The organism is Shewanella sp. MBTL60-112-B2, from assembly GCF_019655055.1.
Classification (GTDB): domain Bacteria; phylum Pseudomonadota; class Gammaproteobacteria; order Enterobacterales; family Shewanellaceae; genus Shewanella.
Genome location: NZ_BPFA01000008.1, coordinates 33,843 through 55,331, shown reverse-complemented (window position 1 = coordinate 55,331; position 21,489 = coordinate 33,843). Strand labels below are relative to the sequence as shown.

General features: G+C 43.0%; 11 protein-coding genes. 4 read left to right on the top strand and 7 right to left on the bottom strand.

Going from position 1 to position 21,489, the window contains the following annotated elements; translation table 11 throughout:
* The first annotated feature begins 131 nt into the window (after positions 1-131).
* A complete protein-coding gene (locus K5Q73_RS06865) occupies positions 132-8,480 on the top strand; it encodes an Ig-like domain-containing protein (RefSeq protein ID WP_220759304.1) in 8,349 nt (2,782 codons plus the stop codon).
* A gap of 53 nt (positions 8,481-8,533) precedes the next feature.
* Entirely contained in the window at positions 8,534-8,953 is a 420-nt protein-coding gene (locus tag K5Q73_RS06860) for a hypothetical protein (protein WP_220759303.1), read from the top strand.
* A 117-nt stretch (positions 8,954-9,070) separates the two neighbouring features.
* Here the strand turns inward: K5Q73_RS06860 and K5Q73_RS06855 are convergent, their stop codons facing one another.
* A complete protein-coding gene (locus K5Q73_RS06855) occupies positions 9,071-11,260 on the bottom strand; it encodes a M3 family metallopeptidase (RefSeq protein ID WP_220759301.1) in 2,190 nt (729 codons plus the stop codon).
* Between the two features lie 212 nt (positions 11,261-11,472).
* Between K5Q73_RS06855 and K5Q73_RS06850 the strand changes: the two genes are divergently transcribed.
* Both K5Q73_RS06850 and K5Q73_RS06845 read left to right on the top strand, forming a co-directional pair.
* A complete protein-coding gene (locus K5Q73_RS06850; RefSeq protein WP_220759300.1) occupies positions 11,473-13,017 on the top strand; it encodes a dipeptidase in 1,545 nt (514 codons plus the stop codon).
* Positions 13,018-13,282: 265 nt separating this feature from the next.
* The gene (locus K5Q73_RS06845) at positions 13,283-14,857 is read left to right on the top strand and encodes a PAS domain-containing methyl-accepting chemotaxis protein (RefSeq protein ID WP_220759298.1); all 1,575 of its coding nucleotides are present in this window, start codon (positions 13,283-13,285) and stop codon (positions 14,855-14,857) included.
* A 205-nt stretch (positions 14,858-15,062) separates the two neighbouring features.
* On the opposite strand, the gene rarD is transcribed toward K5Q73_RS06845, so the two are convergent.
* The 6 genes from rarD to rihA form a co-directional block, all read right to left on the bottom strand.
* The gene (rarD, locus tag K5Q73_RS06840) at positions 15,063-16,004 is read right to left on the bottom strand and encodes an EamA family transporter RarD (protein WP_220759297.1); all 942 of its coding nucleotides are present in this window, start codon (positions 16,002-16,004) and stop codon (positions 15,063-15,065) included.
* An 895-nt stretch (positions 16,005-16,899) separates the two neighbouring features.
* The gene (locus tag K5Q73_RS06835) at positions 16,900-17,169 is read right to left on the bottom strand and encodes a hypothetical protein (RefSeq protein WP_220759296.1); all 270 of its coding nucleotides are present in this window, start codon (positions 17,167-17,169) and stop codon (positions 16,900-16,902) included.
* 150 nt (positions 17,170-17,319) lie between these two features.
* Positions 17,320-17,643 carry a type II secretion system protein J gene (locus tag K5Q73_RS06830; RefSeq protein ID WP_220759294.1) on the bottom strand — a complete coding sequence of 108 codons (324 nt, stop codon included), beginning with the start codon at positions 17,641-17,643 and terminating at the stop codon, positions 17,320-17,322.
* A 134-nt stretch (positions 17,644-17,777) separates the two neighbouring features.
* The gene (locus K5Q73_RS06825; protein WP_220759293.1) at positions 17,778-18,503 is read right to left on the bottom strand and encodes a hypothetical protein; all 726 of its coding nucleotides are present in this window, start codon (positions 18,501-18,503) and stop codon (positions 17,778-17,780) included.
* A gap of 126 nt (positions 18,504-18,629) precedes the next feature.
* Positions 18,630-19,334: a hypothetical protein gene (locus K5Q73_RS06815; protein WP_220759292.1), complete on the bottom strand. Its 705-nt coding sequence runs from the start codon at positions 19,332-19,334 to the stop codon at positions 18,630-18,632.
* A gap of 1,121 nt (positions 19,335-20,455) precedes the next feature.
* Positions 20,456-21,409, bottom strand: coding sequence for a pyrimidine-specific ribonucleoside hydrolase RihA (rihA, locus tag K5Q73_RS06810; protein WP_220759291.1), 954 nt, complete (start codon positions 21,407-21,409; stop codon positions 20,456-20,458).
* Positions 21,410-21,489: the final 80 nt, after the last annotated feature.

Below are 21,489 nucleotides of genomic sequence, written 5' to 3'. Positions count from 1 at the left end.
ACGCAGGTTGAATAAATTAGATAAAGAACAAATAACTCAGAGGCTGTAAGCTCCTGTATTTTAACAGGTAAGTAAGTGGTACGTACTATGCATACAAGCTGGTTACTATCTTTGAAATATTGGGGTGAACAATGAAATTAGATCTTATATATCTATTTTGTACTCAGCAAACTCGATGGTTGTTCAGCTTGATATCGTCGTTATTATTTGTACGACGTTATCTCCCGGTATTTAAATCTAGGGATAAATACCTTGAACATAACCGCATGACTTTACAGATTGGTTTGGTGGTCATTACTTGTCTGCTTGTTACGCATAATGTGAGCGCAGAAAGTAACACTGGTTACATAGCACCTGCAGAAGTTAAAAGTGAGTTGATCATCATTGATCCAGCCGTTCAAGACCCTTATATGCTTTATCAAGCAATGAGTGCGAAGTTTAATCAAAACTCTGTACAGAATCATCATACTGAAATTGTATTCCTTAAGCCTGAACAAGAGCCGTTATTACAGATAAGAAACTTGCTTAAAGACAAGTCAAATTTATCGCAGTTGTCTATCGTTTCTCATGCTTCGAATGGTGCGCTATTTCTCTCTGGTAAATGGATCGACCAAGCCTATATTAACCAGCAAACACAACTCTTGAGTGAAATTGGTTCTAGCCTGAACTCGGGAGCGGATCTCAAATTATATGGTTGTAACTTAGCCGCGGGTTTGTCGGGCGAAAGCTTCATCAATCGTATGGCCGAACTGACAAAGTTGGATGTTGCAGCGTCTATCGACACAACGGGTGGACATGAGCAGGGTTACAACTGGGATTTGGAGTATCAGGTCGGTAATGTAGACTCAAAGTCAGATTTTTTTGCTGCGCTACCTATTTCATACTCTTCAACTTTGAATCATTTCCGTTACGGTACTATGGCGGTGGAACCGATAGCGGGAGAAAGTGGTAAGGTTCGGCTCAAGGCGCAGATTGGCTATACATTGAATCATAGCATCATGAGCAAACTGGTAAATTCAGCAGTAGGTACCGTTAATTGTGAAAAGAATTACTTTGCTGGGTTTACATGGGGAGACGGTCAAGGTGAATCGCAAATTTGTGTGCAGCTACTGTCTAAAGATAGTGCCACCAACGATGCGCTGGTGGAAATCGTCAGCCAAGGAGCTAATGGTTATGAGCCTGGAATAGTGCATCAATATCAGGCTGATGGCGACTATACCTTGTCGTGGAATTCCTATGCAAGAAGCCCCGCAATGAGCCAGGATAATTCCTATTGGCGCGGAGAGCTCACAACATCAGTTGTTAATGGTGAAGTGACTAACGCGTCTCCTGTTACTGCAGTGTCTTCATTGGTTTATGTTCAAGATGACCACCTGTTTACCATGCAAATTTCTGGCGTGGATCAAGATGGCGATAAAATTCAGTATCGTTGGGGTGAAAGAAAGGAGTTTTATTCAGGAAATAGTAATGCTCAGGTAGCAACTCCAGCAGGAATGCAACTTTCATCAGAAGGCTTAATCACCTGGGATCTCGCTGCAGATAAAGCCAATGGCGATCAGGTTACTTACACGGATAATGCCAATCCTAGTACGGTGACAAGTAACCGCTGGCAGGCTGCGGTAGTACTAGAGGATCTTGATATTAATGGGCTGGTGAAATCTAAAGCCCCCCTTGATTTTGTATTTGTGGTTAGCGATCCAGATAATGCTTCTCCAGGGTTTAACCTGGGACCTGTTATTTCAGGTACACAATATATTCAATTGCATAAAACGACGACGTTTCAGATTACTGCAACTGATTTGGATGAAAATGGTGATCCTGACGTACCATCGCTTAGTGTCTTAAACCCTCCCTCAACAGATCCTGCAGTGTGGAGTACCAGCATAATAAGTGAAGATCCTGCGACGGGCACCGCTATTATAGAAGTCACCTTTACTCCATCTGCTGATATGTTAGGTAAGGCATATGCGGTTATATTCAGTGCTAAAGACAGCAATGGTATCACCTCTGAAGCGCCTGTTAATTTAGTTATCGTCAATGAGACGCCTATTGCGATAGATGACACTGCGTTTACTCAACAAGCGCAGACGGTAGTCATCGATGTATTGGCGAATGATTCAGACCCTGACGGCGACCCGCTCACAATCACCCAAATTAATGCCCCTAATGGTACAGCGCAGCTGAACCTTGATGGCACCATTGCTTATACTCCAGATGCCAATTTTAGTGGGTTAGAAACCCTATCTTATACAATTTCTGACGGAATAGGTTCTGTTGCCACTGCTAATGCGTTAGTGACGGTAAATGGCAAGCCTATTGCTGTTGATGATGTGTTTAATATAAATGAAGATACCAGCTCAGCGCTTGATGTCTTAGCCAATGATTCAGATCCTAATAGTGACCCACTGAGTTTGAACGTAACTAATCCAAGCCATGGTCAGCTGAACTTGGTTAATCAAATCTTAACTTATACCCCGAATGCAGAGTTTTACGGTACTGATAGCTTTAGCTATACCATCAGTGATGGAAACGGCGGCAGTGACTCTGCCAATGTGACGGTAACCGTTTTGAGCGTTAATGATCTGCCAGTTGCTAGTAACGACTCTGCAGTATTAGATGAAGATCAGTCTGTTTCTATAACGGTTCTAGCAAATGATAGCGATCCAGAAAATGATCCGTTAATTGTGACCAGCCATCAATCCCTTCATGGCAGTACAGTGAGTAATGCCGATCAGAGCTTAACTTATACTCCTTCTTTAAATTATTTTGGAACCGACCAGCTAACGTACACCATCAGTGATGGCAACGGCGGTGAGTCGACAGCGATTGTGGATATCACCGTTAGGCCTGTAAATGATGGTCCTACAGCTTTCGATGATTCGGCAACGCTTGACGAGGATTCCAGTATTAGGTTGACGCCCTTGAGTAATGATGTGGACGTAGAGGGAGAGCAACTTTCACTTGTTTCTGCAGTCGCATCGAGCGGGACGGTAAGCATTACTGCTAATAATGAATTGCTTTATGTGCCAGCTGAAAATTTCGAGGGCAGTACACAGATTGATTATGTTATTGCTGACCCATCTGGCCTACAGTCCGCCGCTACGATTTTGTTAAGCGTAACTGAGGTAAATGACGCACCTATAGCGAATGCAGATTCAGCTTTAATCGATGAAGATAGCAGCCTTAATTATGCCGTACTTAATAATGATAATGATATAGAAAGCCAGCCATTAACAGTAACGCTAATACAAGCTAACCATGGCCAAGCTAGCGTCGAAACTGATGGCAGTATCACTTATATACCTGATGCTGACTTTAATGGCACAGATACTATTAATTACACTATCGACGATGGTCACGGAGGCCAAGATTCCGCGCAATTAATCATCACTGTAAGCGGCGTTAATGATGATCCTGTTGCAGTTAATGACTCTGTAAACCTTGATGAAGATTCAAGTATCACAATTCCTGTTTTAGTAAATGACAGCGATATTGATGGCGATAGACTCACAGTAACTGCTCAATCAACGCCAAATGGTGCGGTGTCTGTTACTGCATATGGATTAGTGCAATACACTCCTAATGCTAATTTCAATGGTAGCGATAGCCTGTCTTACACCATCTCCGATGGTAATGGAGGCAGTGCCAGCGCCATAGTCAGTATCGCCGTGGTGAGCATTAACGATAAACCTAATGCCGTAGATGATGCGGTAAGTGTTGATGAAGATGGCAGCGTGACGGTGCAAGTTCTGGATAATGATAGTGATTTGGACAATGACCTCCTTATTGTGACTACGCAGCCAGCAGCCAATGGTACGGTCGTTATTGGGTTAGATGGCAGTATTACCTATGTGCCTGATAGCGACTTCAATGGCAAAGATACTATTAGTTATACAATCGACGATGGAAATGGTGGCCAGGATTCCGCGCTGTTGAGTATCACGGTTAACCCTATCAACGATAGCCCTGTAGCGGTAGATGACTATGCCAATGTTGAGGAAGACGGAGAAGTGACCTTCTCAGTGCTAAATAATGATAGCGACGTGGATAATGATGATCTAACCCTAACCTTAATGAGCAGCAGTCATGGCAGCAGCGTTAACCATAATGACGGTACGATCACCTATAAACCTGAAGCGAATTACAATGGTAGCGACAGTATTCAATATAGCGTGAGTGATGGTCATGGGGGGACTGCACAAGCAGTCATCTATCTTGATGTCACAGCCGTTAATGATGTGCCTGTTGCAGAGAATGATCTGATTAGTATGCAAGAAGATACGTCAGTTCAATTTGATCTGTTGCTTAATGATAGCGATGTTGAATTTGCCCTTAACCCCGCGAGTGCGGTTCTACTCGAACTACCCCAGTATATGAGCGCTAGCTTGGAAAATGGAGTGGTGACTTTAAGCCCTAACGCTGATTTTAATGGTAACGATACTCTGACCTATCAGGTGTCTGACGCCAAGGGCGCAGTGTCTAATATTGCATCGGTGGCAATTAGCGTTGCTGCTGTCAATGATGCGCCGCGAACCGAGCCTGACTTTGCCATAGTAGAGGAAGATATTATCTTGGATATTGCGGTATTAGCCAATGATACTGATATCGATGATGGTAACGGTGAGTCAAGCTTAGATACTAACTCGGTATTGATTGTACAAGCGCCACTACATGGTCAAATCAGTAATCATGATGGCCTACTCAGTTATCAGCCCGATAACAATTATGTTGGCTCGGACAGCTTTAGCTACACAGTCGCAGATCTAAACGGAGCGATAAGCCAAACGACCTTAGTTACATTAACTGTCCAAGGGATCAATGATGCGCCAGTCGCGGTAGAGGACAGTGCAACATTGGAGGAAGACTCAAGTGTTGCATTGACAGTGATAGGTAATGATACCGACGTAGACTCAATGATAGACAGTGATTCTGTGTCGATATTTAGTCAAGCGTCTCATGGTTCAGTGAGCATCGGGACTAAGGGGGAGGTAACTTATACACCAAATCCTGACTACTTTGGTGATGATAGCTTTAGCTACACAATTAAAGATAGTGAGGGAGCAACCTCTCTACCGAGTAGTGTGAATATCACTATTACAGCCATTAATGATGCACCACGATTGCAAGATGATATTGCTGAGCTGGTTGAAGATGGCGTAACAGATATCAATGTACTGGGTAATGACGAAGATATTGACGGTGAACTTAATCTCGAAAGTTTAGCGCTTAGCAGTCAGCCTAAATACGGTGCGGTTTCGGTCTTACCGAGTGGCTTAATAAGATACACGCCGATTGAGAATTATTATGGCCCCGATAGCTTTAGTTATGCCATTGAGGACAATGACGGCGTTAGCAGTGAGGCAAAAGTTCAGATCAGTATCAATAGTATTAATGATGCGCCATTGGCGCAGAGTGATGCCGCAGTGTTAGAAGAAGACGGTTCCGTGACAATTAGCATTTTGGATAATGATTCGGACTTAGATGGTGCTTTAGATCTCAGTAGTGTGGTCATCACAGATCAGCCAAGCTCTGGGTCGTTGCAAATCAATGCCGATGGGAGTGTGGTTTATACCCCAGACGCAAACTTCAATGGTAATGATAGTTTTAGTTACCAAGTAAGTGATGATGCCGGTCAAACTTCTGAGTCAATAGTGGTGAGTTTACAAGTTTCCGCTGTCAACGATGCTCCAACTATCTCAGGGAGTTCACCTGAAACCTTGATAGAGGGTGATGTGTACCAATTCGAGCCGATTAGCTTAGATGTAGACAATGACACTTTGAGCTTCAGCATTAGTGGCTTACCTGCATGGGCAAGTTTTGAACCACTCACAGGCGCATTAAGCGGAACACCGACTTATAACGATGCCGGCCAATATGGACCTATCGTTATCTCTGTATCGGATGGCATTTTAGAAGCACATCTGGAGACATTCTATCTTGAGGTTGCAGTGCTCGATTCAGATGCTGACGGGATCCCTGATACTGTCGAGCTTGAGCTTGGTTTAGACCCATTCGATGGCTCTGACGCAAAACAAGATACAGACGGTGACGGTCTAAGTAATTTCGATGAGTGGTTGGCTGGAAGCAACCTTTATAAAGATGATGTCGCCCCTGAACTGACAATCCCAAGCGATATATGGATTGATGCTACCGGACTATTCACCACTGTTAGTATTGGACAAGCAAAGGCCTATGATTATGTTGAGGGAGTTAGGTCTGATTGCTGCCAAGAGTTAACTCATAGTCTAGGAACCGCTCAACCCATGCTAGAACCTGGGCACCATCAAGTGATGTGGACGGCAATAGATGCCGCTGGAAATATGACGGAGCAGCAACAAAATATCTATGTTCGTCCGTTAATATCCCTGCCACAAGACCAACTTGTTAGTCAGGGAAATCAAGTCTCTGTTTCTGTTCATCTAAATGGCGTTTCCCCAGAGTATCCACTCTCGGTGGCTTACACGGTTACTGGCAGTGCAATAGAAGGAGAACATCACGATCTTAGCCACGGCGTTGTGGTATTTGAAGTTGGGCAAGTTGAAGCCGAGATAACATTTAATACTTTTGATATTCAACAGAATGAAGTGATAGTAATTCAACTTGATGAGCAAATGAATTTAGGTAGCAGAAAACAACACTATGTCACTATTACACTAGATAACTTGGCACCAGAGGTACAACTGTCTTCTCATCAAAATGGTGAAAAACGAACCTTAGTGTCGCAAGTTGATGGCGTTGTTGAAATACACGCTAACTACACTGATCCTAACAATCACAATACGCATTCATTAGATTGGAGTTTGACAGACAGTGATTTACAAAATGCACAAGTATCAACAGTACAAGGAGTGATACAAAAAGTTGCGAAGCAGCGCGCTGATGCGACTCAATTAGAGACGTGGCAGTTCGACCCAAGTGGTTTAGCTGATGGAGTTTATACCATGAGAGTGACAGTCACTGATGATGGTGAACCTAACTTAAGCCATTTCAGTGAGCATAGAGTTAGAGTCTCAAAATCAACACCGGTATTGACTGCAGATGATTCAGATAGCGACGGAGTCGCAGATAATATCGAAGGGTTAACGGATTCTGATAACGATGGGATCCCTGATTATTTAGATAACATCAATGCAGCAAACGTGTTGCCAGAAAGAGGCGTTAATACACAATCGTATTTGGTGGAGTGTGATCCCGGTGTCGAGTGTCGCTTAGGGCATTATGCCGTAGCAGGGGTATACCGCGGAGCTCAAGTCGCTGATTCAGATATTCAAGCTAGATTGCAAGGCATAATGGCTGGTGACTTTATCGATGTTGGCGGTGTGTTTAATGTAGAAGCACATGCACTATCTGAGCATAATCAAACGGTTAATATTGTCATCCCACAACGAAATCAGATCCCGGAGAACGGCAGCTACCGTCAATTTATTCCAGGTAAAGGTTGGTTTGTGTTTGAAGCCGATGCAAACAATAAACTGATGTCTGCGCCAGGTGTTGCGGGTTATTGTCCACCACCAGGATCGGATGAGTATAATGACGGGCTTAATCAAGGAGATTGGTGTGTACAGTTGGTCGTGGAGGATGGTGGCAGTAATGACGGCGATGAGATGGTCAATGGAATCGTTAATATTACTGGCTGTGTGATTAAGGAAGAAATAGAGCCTGTAGCGGACCCTGATGTTGAAGTTGAACTTTTAACTGAAGGGGGCGGCTCATCTGGAGGGAGTATGCAGCTTAATATTTTATATCTATTAGTCATTATAAGTTTCTTTAGAAGTAACGTATTAAGAAACTTACAACTGAAAAGACACGCGAACAACTTTGTATGGGGAGCGCTAGTATGTTCGTTACTGCTCGGGCTCACCCTGTCGCCTCAAAAGGCATACGCGAAAGAAGTTAATTCCGCTGACTCCGAACTTACAGGCTGGTTCGTATCCGGTTTCTTCGGTGGGGCTAAATCATCAATTAAAGAGGATGATATTAACAACTCACTTAAGAATGCTGGATTGACGGCAGAGGTAATCGATTTAGATAGCTCTACAACTAGTTGGAAAATAGGCCTAGGCTATGGCTTTAGCGATAACTGGTTTGCGACATTAGAGTATTTAGACCTAGGTGAGGCGAGTGTCAGAATCAAGGGAACAACCAATAATCCACAAGCATTTTACGCGACAGCCAGCCAGTTTTACCCTAAGTCGGCAAAGGGAGTTGGGCTTAATTTAGGCTATCGATATCAATTCGCGAGAGATTTTAGCATGCTCTTGTATGCGGGCGGACTACGTTGGCAAGCCGATTATGATTCCTATGATATTGATAACCAATGGGTCGCATCAAGTGAAAAAGATGGATTTTCATTCTATGGAGGACTAGGTTTAGAGTATGCATTATCCAAAAGTCTTCGATTTTCAGTGCAATGGAATCATGTTGAATTAGGTGATACAAGCCGTGAATTGTTTGGTGCAGGCATACAATATCAGTTTTAGACTCACGGGAAGTGAGGGTTAGTAACAGCGATAGAATAAATTTAGGGATGATTATGACTAAAAGATCTGTTTTGATGTTAATAGGTTTATCAGGAGTGCTCTCTTATGGAATGGCGATGGGGCCAGCCTATGCCAATGATGACTTTCCTAGTTTTAAAGCTAATCAAATCATTAGCTCAGAGGTAGAGCTGTTAATAAGGAAAAAGGCCGGCACAATGATTGAGAAGTGTGTTGCGATCCCTGAGCAATACAAAGTCAGCTTTAATTATACTTCACCCGAAGCTACGTTGTTTAGCGTGCACTACCATCAAGGTGAGGATGTATTACTTGCATTTGATGAAGAGCTAAGTTCAACATTAACTAGTGAGTTTACCACTCAGTTAGATCAAACTTACTGTTTTACATGGGTAAATGAGCAAGAGAAAAAAAGCGATGGCGTTATCTCTCTAGAGTACAAAGCAAGCCCGCTATAATACTGCTAATTGTAATGGGAGTGATATATCTACTTCTATCTTAAAGAACCAGAGATTAGCGCATAAAAAAGCACGATTAATATCGTGCTTTTTGCTGAATAGTGCTTTAGCAGGCCTTTATTTGGCTAGCAAGCCTCGGCTGCGTAGTAGTGGGTCAATACCCGCTTCTTTACCGCGGAATTGCTTGTAAAGTTTCATCGGATCTTCGCTGCCGCCTTGAGACAGAATATTGTTTCTAAAGGCATCGGCAGTTGCTTTATCGAAAATACCATTTTCTTTAAAGGCCTCAAATGCATCGGCGCCTAAAATATCAGACCAAATGTAGCTGTAGTAACCAGCAGAATAACCACCTGAGAAGATATGTGAGAAATACGTACTGCGATAGCGCGGAGCGATCTCAGAGATGAGTCCCATCTTGTTCAGAGACTCGGCTTCAAACTTAGCCGCATCTTTTGGTATAAAGTCGGTAACTGTGTGCCAATCTAAATCGAGCTTAGTCGCGGCCATATACTCAACCGTTGCAAAGCCTTGGTTGAACTTGCTTGCCGCTTGAATTTTCTTAACCAACTCTTGAGGGATCACTTCGCCTGTTTTGTAGTGTTTTGCAAATTGCGCTAACACTTCAGGTTGCGTCATCCAGTTTTCCATTACTTGAGATGGAAACTCAACGTAGTCACGTGGTACAGATGTACCCGCTTGTGAACGATACTCAACATCTGACAACATGCCGTGTAGTGCATGACCAAATTCATGGAATAGGGTACTCGCTTCATCAAATGTTAACAGCGCAGGCTCATCGCCAACAGGGCGAGGGTAGTTCAATACGTTAACAATAATAGGCTTTGAATCGACCCCATCCATATTGTACTGCTGGCGATAAGAGTTCATCCAGGCGCCGCCACGCTTGCTGTCGCGAACAAAGTAGTCGCCTAAGAAGATAGCCATTAGATCGCCGTTCTTGTCATACACTTCCCAAGTACGGACTTCTTCGTTGTACTTAGGTAAGTCGGTACGCTCTTTTACGGTAATGCCAAATAAACGGTTAGCAGTATAGAACACGCCTTTAAGGGTGTTTTCTAATGAAAAGTAAGGTCGTGTTTGCTGCTCGTTAAAGCTGTATTTGGCGACTCGAATCTTATCTGAGTAGTACCACCAGTCCCATCCCGCTAGCTTAAAGTCACCGCCTTCTTCGTTGATAAGCGCTTGCATATCGGCAACTTCAGATTCCGCTTGTGCTAGTGCTGCAGGCCAAACTTTGTTGAGCAACTCATAGACATTTTCAGGAGTTTGAGCTGTGCGCTCTTCGAGTACGAAATGCGCGTGAGTCTTGTAACCCATCAGCTGTGCACGTTCTGCACGCAGCGCTGCCATCTTAGCTAAGATTTTCTTGTTGTCGTTGGCATTATCGTTATTACCGCGCTCAACATAACCTTTATAAAGCTGTTCGCGAAGGTCACGATTGTCTGCGTATGTTAAAAATGGCGTAATCGATGGGCGTGAAGTGGTGAACACCCATTTGCCTTCGTGGCCACGCTTAGCTGCTGTTTGCGCCGCAGTGTTAATTACGTCTTCAGGCAGACCTGCTAAGTCTGCTTTACTATCGATTACTAGCTCAAATGCGTTAGTTTCAGCCAGCAAGTTGTCGCCAAACTCTAGGCTAAGTTTGCCAATTTGCTCATTTAAGCCACGTAGCTTGGTTTTATCCGCTTCGCTTAAGTTGGCGCCGCCACGAGTAAACGACTTATAGGTGTCTTCGAGTAGCTTAGTTTGTGCAACGTTGAGTGACAGTTCATCGCGCTGGTTATAAACAGATTTTACTTTTTGGAAAAGCGCATCGTTTAACAAAATATCATCGTTTGCAGAAGAGAGCATTGGCGCAACTTCTTTAGAGATAGCCTGTAGTTGCTCGTTGGTGTCGGCACCCGTTAGGTTATAAAACACGCTGGCGACTTTAGTGGTTAAATTACCTGAATATTCCATCGCTTCGATAGTATTGGCAAAAGTCGGTGCTTCAGGGTTATCAATAATAGCTTGAATTTCAGCTTGGTGTTGAGCGATACCAGCTTTGAATGCGGGCAAGTAGTGCTCTGGTTTAATTTTGGCAAAATCTGGAATACCAAAGTAGGTATCGTAGGGCTTAAAGAACGGGTTGCTAGCATTGTTTTCGATGATTTGCTGGGCAACAACATTGGGTGCGATTTGTGATTCAGTACTGGTATCTTTGCTGATATTTGCAGCACCACATGCGCTAAGGGCTAATGCTAAAGCGACTGCTGATACGATTGGTTTGAGGGTTAATCCCTTCATATTTTTTTATCCCCGATTATGCTTGTTTTAATTCTCGTCAATTTAATTACGCTAACGTTAATCTCTTTAAGTATCACGCATCAAGGTGGTAGATCTATTAAAAAACGGTGATATTTGTAACAAATGGTGCGGTTAGCCATTTTTTATACATTTAACGGGGGGCTTTATGGCAGACTAAGGGCAGTTTTATCGATAATAATAAATGGAATACCATGAACACTCTCGGTTATTTTAGCGCGCCAATGTTGACCGCAACTCTGCTATCAACCTTATTGCTACCAACTTCTGCTGTAGCGGTTACCCCTCAATCACAACATGTCGCCGATTATGCTGTAGATACTTACTCTAAGCAGATGGTGAGCAATTTAGCAGAATTAGTGCAATTCAATACTCAAGCGGTCGCAGGAGTAACACCGGATAATAATCCCGAATTTATTGGTTTTAAGGCCAAGTTAAGGGCGTTAAGTACTGAGTTAGGTTTAGATTTTAGTGATCACGGCTATGTGATGTTGATCGGTCTAGGTGACAGTGAAGATAAGCTTGGGGTGATCACCCATGGCGACGTGCAACCAGCCAATGCCGAACTTTGGGCGCAGAGCCCTTATATTCTGGATCTGCAATCTGAGCCGGGTAAGCTGATTGGTCGTGGCACTGAAGATGATAAAGGCGCAATTGTCACCGCTATGTATGCGATGAAATCGATAAAAGACAATAATATTGAGTTAAATAAGCGAATTGAGCTCATGGTGTATATGGCGGAAGAATCAGATTGGCAGCCATTGAGAGAGTTCCTTAAAGGCTATACGCCAGCCGATATCAACATCACGATAGACGCAGAGTATCCAGTGGTAACCGCCGAGAAAGGTTGGAGTCAGATTGCGTTCACAGTCCCTAATATTAAAGTCCCTAATATTAAGATTGATCAATCGTTAAATGAGCCTGTGTTATTGAGTTTTACAGGAGGCTCTTTTGCTAGCCAGGTTCCTCAGCAAGCTAGCGCAAAATTAAAAAATGTCGGCAGTGAATTAGCCGCTGCGCTTAAAGAGAAAGCGCAGAGCCAGCCGCAGATGAAGTATCGCTTCGAAAAACAGGGGCAAGAACTGGTGATCTATGCCGACGGTAAGTCAACTCACTCATCAACACCAGAAGATGGGGTTAATGCGGTTACGTATCTAGCTGAGCTATTAGCTATCCACTCATGGCCTCAAACTACAGCATCTTTAACCCAAGTCTTTATCGATGAAATGGTAGGTTTAGGCATTTACGCAGAGCAATTTGGTGACATAGCCTATAAAGATGACTTTATGGGACCCATGACCTTAGCGCCCACCGTGGTGAAACAAGGTGCAGCAGGTACCGAAATCACCATTAATTTAAGACGCCCTAAAGGTAAAACAGCAGAACTATTGGACAGCCAAACCTTGACTGCGATAAATGGGTGGCAGCAACAACATAATATTAAGCTTATTGGGCTTGAAACCTATTGGGGCAAGCCAATGGTGATGGAAGGAGCGCCTCATTTAGACACCTTACTGGATGTCTTTGGTCATTATACCGGCACTAAAGATCCACAGCCCGTGTCGATCGGCGGCTCGACAAACAGCAAACTATTTCCAAATGCCTTAAGTTTTGGTCCAGCAATGCCCGGCAAAGAATATACTGGCCATAGTGAAAATGAGTTCATTACTTATGAGCAATTTATGTTGAACCTGAAAATGTATACCGCAGCTTTTATCGAGCTTGCAGCAAGTCAGTAAAATCGTGTTGAGTGTTTGTGTTAGCGAACGAAGTTTTTGAGCGGTATTACCGCTTAATTATAAAGGGCCTGGTTGCAAACAATCAGGTTCTTTATTTAAATGTTTGATGTAAATTTTTAATTTAAACTATTGATTTTAAATAAGTGTGGTATTCGACACTTATATCTCCAACTAGTGCTGTTTTTTCGTGATAGCTATCAATCCATTTTTCAGCGAATTTTGCCAAAATGAATTGCGATTAAATTATGCTATGGGCTTGTAAGCAATGCGAAATAACCAACCTGTTACTCAAACGGAAAAGACCCTAACCGATAACTGTATATTGTTATCGACCACCAATCTCGACGGTAATATCAAGTATGCCAATGAGGGTTTCATTAATGTGAGTGGCTATAGTTTTGAGGAATTACAGGGGCAGCCTCACAACATGGTGCGCCATCCTGATATGCCAGAAGCTGCATTTCAATCACTTTGGGAGCGTATTAAACAAGGTAAACCTTGGGTTGGCGTGGTAAAAAATCGCACAAAATCAGGCGATCACTACTGGGTTAATGCGTACATAGCCCCTGTATATGAAAATGGTAAAATTCACGAATATCAGTCGGTCCGCCGTAAGGCTACACCAGAGCAAATTCAACGTGCAGAAGCGATTTATCAGCAGGTAAAAGCGGGAAAGCAGCCTAAAGCGTTACGTAACCCACTTCTAGGGTTTGGGGGCAAATTGTATGCTTGGCTGCTATCGATGCTACTGATGACGGTTATGTTAGCGACTTACTCGCCCATAATTGCACTGATAGTCTTTAGCCTTGTAGGCGCGATTGGTTTGCAGCAGATCTTAAAGCCATTCAACCAATTAGTGACCCAAGCTAAAAATACCGTTGACGACCCTTTAGCTAAGGGTGTATTTACCGGGCGGCAAGATGAATTAGGCACGATAAGCTTTGCCTTGCAGTTCTTATTGACTGAAACCGGCGGGGTGATAGGCAGAATGGCGGATTCTGCAGGCTCAATCGAATCCCTTAGCGCGAGTTTAAACGATACCATTCACAATACACGTCAACGTGCAGACAGCCAGAGTATGCAAACCAGTCAAGCGGCCACCGCCATGGAAGAGATGAGCGCTAGCTTTAATGAGGTGAGCCAAAATATTCACAGCGCAGCCAGAGAGATGTCTGTAAGTAACCTTTCAGCAGAGCAAGGTCATCAACTACTTGAACGGGTGATAGAGTCCATTAACCAACTTAAGGCTGAGGTGGGTAACTTCGCTTCTGTTGTGGCTTCAATCGAGCAAGATAGCCAAGATATTAATAAAGTATTGGATGTGATCCGTGGCATTGCCGAGCAGACTAATCTATTGGCACTTAACGCTGCGATTGAAGCGGCGAGAGCAGGAGAGTCGGGCCGTGGCTTTGCGGTTGTTGCCGATGAAGTACGCCAACTTTCTAGCCGAACCAGTGAGTCCACTTCTCATATTGAGGCTATTGTGGCTAAATTCCGAGAAAGCACTGTAATGGCAGCTAAAACCATGGAAGCAGGCCAACGTAGTGCAGAGCAGTCGGTAGACTTGGCTAAACAGGTTGATGAGTCTTTTGAGGCACTACGCCACTCTATTATTAAGATGAATACGATGAGTGATGAAAATGCTTGTGCCATGAGCCAGCAAACAGCAGTGGCGAACGATATTAGCCACTCAATTCAAGTGATAAGTGAGCTGGCGATTGAGAGTCTTGAGCAGACACAAGATGCCGCAGAGCGTGGTCAGCAAGTGTCGCGCTTATCGACTAAGACCCATAGTTTATCTAAGCAGTTCTGGGAACAAAGCGTACAGAGAAAGATTTGATTTAAAGAAGGTTCTAGGAAAGGCAAAGAAAGGTTCTAGGACCTAGGAAGAGCAAAGACGGTTAAAGCTAAGAAGGTAAGAGCCGAACGGCCTGTGGCCTAGGGAACGTGACTGCGTCACTCACGGATCGCCCTAGGACCTAGCCCTTCTTAGACCGGAAGGTGAACCGTAGCGCTAATCGCTACGGTCAGCTTAGAGAGTGATACTAACTTGGATGTCGGCTGGCGCGGTATTTATGTCTTAGCGCTGGAAGTGCTTCCAATGAACAGAGTAATAATCCAGTCCATATCAAGGCGAAACTCACCGCTTTAACCTGATCAAACACTTCATTAAATACAATAACAGCTAGCAAGAATTGCAAACTCGGCTCGATATATTGCATCAGTCCTATCATAGACAAGCTTGTGGCTCTAATTGCCAACGCAAAGAAGACTAACGGCATTAAGGTTACAGGAGCGGAACCGATATAAAGTAGTAATACCGATGTCTGTCCGGATAATGCAGCCGATATCGCGACACTTTGATCTGAGCTCCAGAGCCATAATAAATAGATTACAGCAATTGGCATTAATAGTAGGGCCTCGACGGTGACAGAGGTCAGCGAGTCGAAGCGGATAAACTTTTTACATAGGCCGTAAAGCGCAAAGAAGCTCCCCATACTGAGTGCAAGCCAAGGAAGCTCACCATAGCTATACACCATATAACTTATGCCGCAGGTGCCCAGTACCACTGCCATTTTTTGTGCCGCGGTGAGTTTATCCCCAAGAAACAGTACACCTAAGCCAATGGCAAAAAGTGGGTTAATGAAAAAGCCTAAGCTAGCGGCAAGCACTTGTCCATGAGTGATAGCCCAGGTAAAGCTGTACCAAGACACGCACATGATAAGCGAGGCCAGTCCACAAAGTAGCACAGATCTTTTATCTGCTTTAAGAACAGCAATCGAAGGAAAGCGGCGGCCCATCAGCACAAACACCAGCGCCATAAAAGGAACTGAGAAGAGTATTCTAAATGCTAATAATTCATTGATATTGGCATTCGGCAAAAAGTGATAGTAGAGCGGCATCAAGCCCCATAATAGAAACGAGAAAGCAGCGAGCGCGTTGCCTTTAAATGTAGAGGCAGCGTTGTGTGAGGTTGTAGATTGCATATGAATTTAGCTACAAGAGGTTAGGCTTCGAAAGGCCGTTATTTTCTCATTAGCAAGGTAGAAAGAGTGTGACTTAAATCACCTTGTTCTATTGATTTAAATATAGATAGAATTTAGCTGAGCCCCACTATAGAGTGCTTAAGTTATAGCTTAAGCACTCGGAGTTAATCGTCTCACGAGGAAAGAGCGTAAAGCTGCTATTCATCATATGGTTCGAGTATAAAGGATTATCACAAGTGACTTTTGCTTAGGTTTAAATTGTTTTTGGACAAAAGCTATTCACCAAGAAAAAAGGCTACAGTTCGCAGTAAGCTCAGGTGTCGCAACTTCTGTGGGATGCTATAAAGCCATCCTTGGTCGCTCTGTGGTTTCCAATAATCCCCCTGTTAAACAGCCAGTTCGGCATCCATGCCTCTCGTTCGAAGAGTATCTCTTTGAGATACCTCACCCTGAAACCGAAGCCCACAGCCGTACCAACACCTGAATCATCATCTTTCCGAATTAGTTCTCTCAGATGTTACAAACTGATTTCTGGACAGGAATACATCAGTGTAAAAGGTCTAAAAATGGGTAATGGGGTTAGTAAAAGTATGGGGATCAATTAAAGTTTACTCTGACCCCACATATTTTGTATTTTGGGGATCAATTAAAGTTTACTCTGACCCCACATATTTCAAGTAAAGGCCCTTGGCGTAGCTCTAAAACACCAGGAATACAACAAGCGCTGAGCAATGAGTATCTGAAGAAAGCAGGATTATATTCACTAAGAGATGGATGGATAGCAGTTCAATATCCTAATCAGAAAATGAATTAGGTGTTCTAAATGAACCGCCCTGTGCGGAGCCGCATGCAGGGTGGTGTGGGGGCTGGAGGTTAGATACCTCCGGCTACCCGATTATGTGTTACCACGTCTAGTTAGTTCTTTTTTATATAGCCGTTCCGACATATGCCATGTGAACACGCCAAACAAAAAACCAGCTATGGGCCAAACTATATAGTGAACTATTGCAGCCTCCGATGTGAAACCATCAGCAAACGGCTTATTTATGAAAGCCATAAATATAAACATTGGTAAGCCCCACGATAAAACGCCACGAACAAGGATAAAATGTACCTTTCCTTTTGCACGAGCCGCTCCCCATTTATTAAATTGATTTTCTTTCATTTTATTTAACTTCCATATTTAAATAACTATGCCACGACAAACACTGACACATAACGCCCAAATAACAGGCTTAAAATTGTTTGTTAAAATTTTGAGGCACGAAAAACAACAAACTGTTTTAAGTCCTAGTTTATTTGCTTGTTATACATACTATTGTTTTGCAACAAAGAAATAAAGACACAGTGCAACACTAGACAAAGATATTACAGAAAATATTACGACAAATTTACCAATAACTGGACGATTGAGTTCTTTAGCTTTCTTAGATGAATCTTTATAGATTGAGAAGTAATAAATAGCTGCGGGAATTGCAAGTATCAAATACTGAAACCAACCTGTAATACCTATCGCTTCGAGAAAATCAACTTGTGCCTCTTTTATTTCAGGCGCCCAAACTACACTAGCAATTATTGCTAAAAAAGCTAAAGCAATTAGTATTTCGATTAATGTATAACCTAGACTTCGACGATTCATATGTATGTATAACGCCTGCATAACACGTTTGCTACGATACAGGCTTAGCGAATTTTACTGCCTTAATCACGAAGCTAAAGACAAACCGACAATGCCGAATGTAGCAAATCGTGTTGATGCATTTGTTAAGTGTATTAAGACCACTTTGTTAACTCACCAAGAAAAGCACTATGTACATTATTTAGATATTCCATAGCTTCGGTTAAAGCGGCTCGAACGTCCTCTAATACATCAGGAACAAGATTATAAGCTTGAACTACATTATCATTCGCATCCAACATAACAGCACATTTAATTAAGTTACCATTACCGCTTTGTAATCCTTTTAATGCTGAATCAAGGTCCATTGGTTGAATTGTTGACTTCTTTTGATCTTGGCTTGCACTCGCAGCTTTAGGATAACGAAAATATGTACTTTTAGGATCATAACCACTAATTAATTTGATCTGTTTTCCAAGACTATCAGACAAAGTCCAGTCAGTGGTTACTGGAAGTTTATCAACATTAGCATCATAAACAGATTTAAAATAATTGTATAAATCATCCAAATTATGAGTATTAGACATTGGACGCCATCTATCATTAACCAAAATAGCAGGGTTATCTAGACTAAAGCTTTCACCAAATGGAACTCTATACTTTTTATGGAGTATATAAATTAATGATTTCAAATAAAGCTCAATTGCATGTCGTTGTAAGTAACCGATTGGAGATAGTAGGTCGTTACCGTTTTCAGAGCCATTTAGTACATTAGCTGCATCACGAAAGCGCCATGCTGAGATACCAAGTCCTTTATCGAAATGTGTTTCAGGAGGAGTTATTAATATATTCAAACGCAAACCTTTATCTAATTTAACCAAAAAATACACTTAACGCCCTGTTAAGGTGTGAGCAACGCAATACCGAAGCTCCCGCATACCACCTTAAACACTAAGCGCAACGCATAGTAAAATGCCATGCGTTGCGAATCATTCTTAAACAGTTTGTTAGCTCTTGAACTTACAAAGCACCGCCGCAATACCACCATAGCTCAAATACAAAGCACTAAAAGATATGACTAGTGGGAAGATTATATCTAGTGTCCAAAGGCTGAAGAACCTTACACGCAAACGTGTTGATAGAACTTTCATTTTTTCTATGTTCTCTGACCACGTTGCGAGTAACGGATTAATCTCTTCCATTGAGGATGACAGATTAGCTTCTATTGACTCCAGTCCTCGTTTAACATTAGTAAAGACGCCATCATCATTCAGTTGACCTTGCACGCTACTCTCGCCCGACAGGCCATTTAACCGCTCTTTAGTTTTAACGATCTGTTCTTTAGTGACGGATACCTGCATTTCAATAAAGCTGATAAGTTCTAGGTATGGTTTCGTTAACTGCTTTTCTCGCTGGAACTTCCACGCTACATAATCAATATATGCCTGAAACGCAAAAGACAGGAAAAAATACACTACGATGAAAAACGCTAGCCCGAGTGTAATCTCGCTTCCTAATGGGTTTGTCGCTTTTAGGCCAACAAAGCTGTTTATCTCAAGGCCTAAAGTAGCAATCAATATTGAAGAGAAACTGGCAATAAGCAAGTTTCTTTTAGATCTTCTGGTAGTTTCAGAAAAAGGGTCACTGAAAAGTACTTTATCTAGCTCGTTATCCTCAATTGCCTTATATATTTGTTCTCTAGCCTGTGACATATAATTTCCAATTTACGAAAGAGAGCTAACATTTTTATATGACGCTGGCGCGTTTTTCCGATACGTGCTGAAAAAACGCGCACGATATAATTCAGTAAAACTAAAATAATAACAATGTATTGATTTTCATCATCAAAAATTGTATCCAATACACCTTTGGTAAAAGCACGCGAGCGCACTTTGCTCGTTTTACATGCCTGCGACGAAAACGCCCCCTATATTATGCTGCTGAATTTACAATGCATTTAACAAATTTACAACAGTTGAGTCTCTGTCATTCCAGACAATGTGCGCCTGCATTCTCACAAATGCAGATAATACTGTATAAAAGTACAGTTTTTTTTGTGAGAGGCGAAAATGACACATTCTCGTGCTTTTTTCTGTTAGTCACGATATTCGATTACTAAGCTGTAGTCTTCACATAGCCTCGTAAATAGCCTGACAAAACAGGACTGACACCACTTCTAATCAGCCAAACCTGACGTCTAATGAGAACATCAATTATCCACTGTAGAATCCACTGTAGATAGGGCTGCGGGCTTCGATGACAGGGTGAGAGATAACGAAGCTATCAAGCTTTCGAACAAGAGGCACAAAGCTTCGCTTTACTCACCGTGCTTCAGCAGTGTCCGCACATACCCCGCTGGAGGCGATGGATAACCATGAAGCTGCTACTCAAAACTCGCTAACAGATAGCGCTACCCCAAAATGTAATCAGCCTTCATTTTAAGGCTAACTCACTTTGGGGCATTTCCGAGTTAGAAACCCAAACTCCACAACCTCATAATTACTCAAATTATCAAGTGCAGATACGGCAGCGGGCTTCGATGACAGGGCCGTTCTATGACATCTGCCCCATAGGGATATGGGAAATGTCATTATGATGTAGGGAACAACATTGACCATGTCACCGCGGTATTTGTGAATCCGTTAACATCAGATGTCATCGCAGAGCTTACAGGGATCCTTTCTTTCATAAAGCAGTGCAGCGTCTCGCAGCTGTGTCTGCACATACGCCCGCTGCAGGCGATTGATAGCCATGAAGCTAAAATGCAGTACACACTTCCCCGTAGCTACAGCTCAAAGAAAATGTAATCAGCCTTCATTCGAAGGCTAACCAACTAGTTGTAAGCTTCTAAACATTCAACGATTAAGTCGACAAAGCCTTGTCTATCTAACTTGCACAATACTTGCGTGTTATGAGGGTTATTGGTGAGTTGATAACGGTCAACCACTGTCATGCCTTGAGTGTATTCGCCTTTGGTTTCAACGCCCACCCAGCAATCATAAGAGGTAAATAGCTCAGGCTTGAGTAGCCAAGCGATGGTGCAAGGGTCGTGCAGCGGCGCGCCTTCAAAACCCCACTTAGGATCTCTGTGGTAGATCATAAAGAAATCCAGCAACTCGGCGACGCATTTAGCAACAGGGTTTGGAATAACGCGGATACGTTCAATATCTTCATCCATGATCTGCGCCTGATGAGTAATATCTAGGCCACACATGGTGATAGCAATACCTGACTTAAACACCATGTCGGCAGCTTCTGGGTCAACAAAAATATTGAATTCAGCTGCAGGAGTCCAGTTACCCGCTTCAGCCGCGCCGCCCATCAACACAATACGCTCAACTTTACTGTGAAGCTCAGGGTAGGTCGCTAGAAATAGCGCAATATTAGTCAATGGCCCGGAAGGCACAAGAGTGACGGCTTCATCGCTTTCACGGATTTTTTGTGCCATTAGCTCGATGGCTGAAATTGATACTGACTCAAAAGCGGGGTCGGGGAGCTTAGGACCATCGAGGCCACTCTCACCATGAACGTTGTCGGCAATAATAAGCTCACGTGCTAAGGGCTTAGGAGCGCCCGCAGCCACAGGAATATCGTGACGTTCGAGTAGAGTTAAAATACGCAGCGCGTTGTTTAATGTTTTGTCGGGTGTTTGATTACCAGCACTAGTGGTCACGGCTAATGGATTAAGCGCTTTACTGCTCATGGCAAGGATTAATGAAATCGCGTCATCATGGCCAGGATCGCAGTCTAAAATAATCGGTTTAGCGCTGTAGGGTACTTGTGTCATCGAAAGCTCCGTGCAAAAAAGTTGATTTTATTTTTGTCTATCCTAGAGAGTTCAAGTTGCTAATACTGTGACTAAGCAAT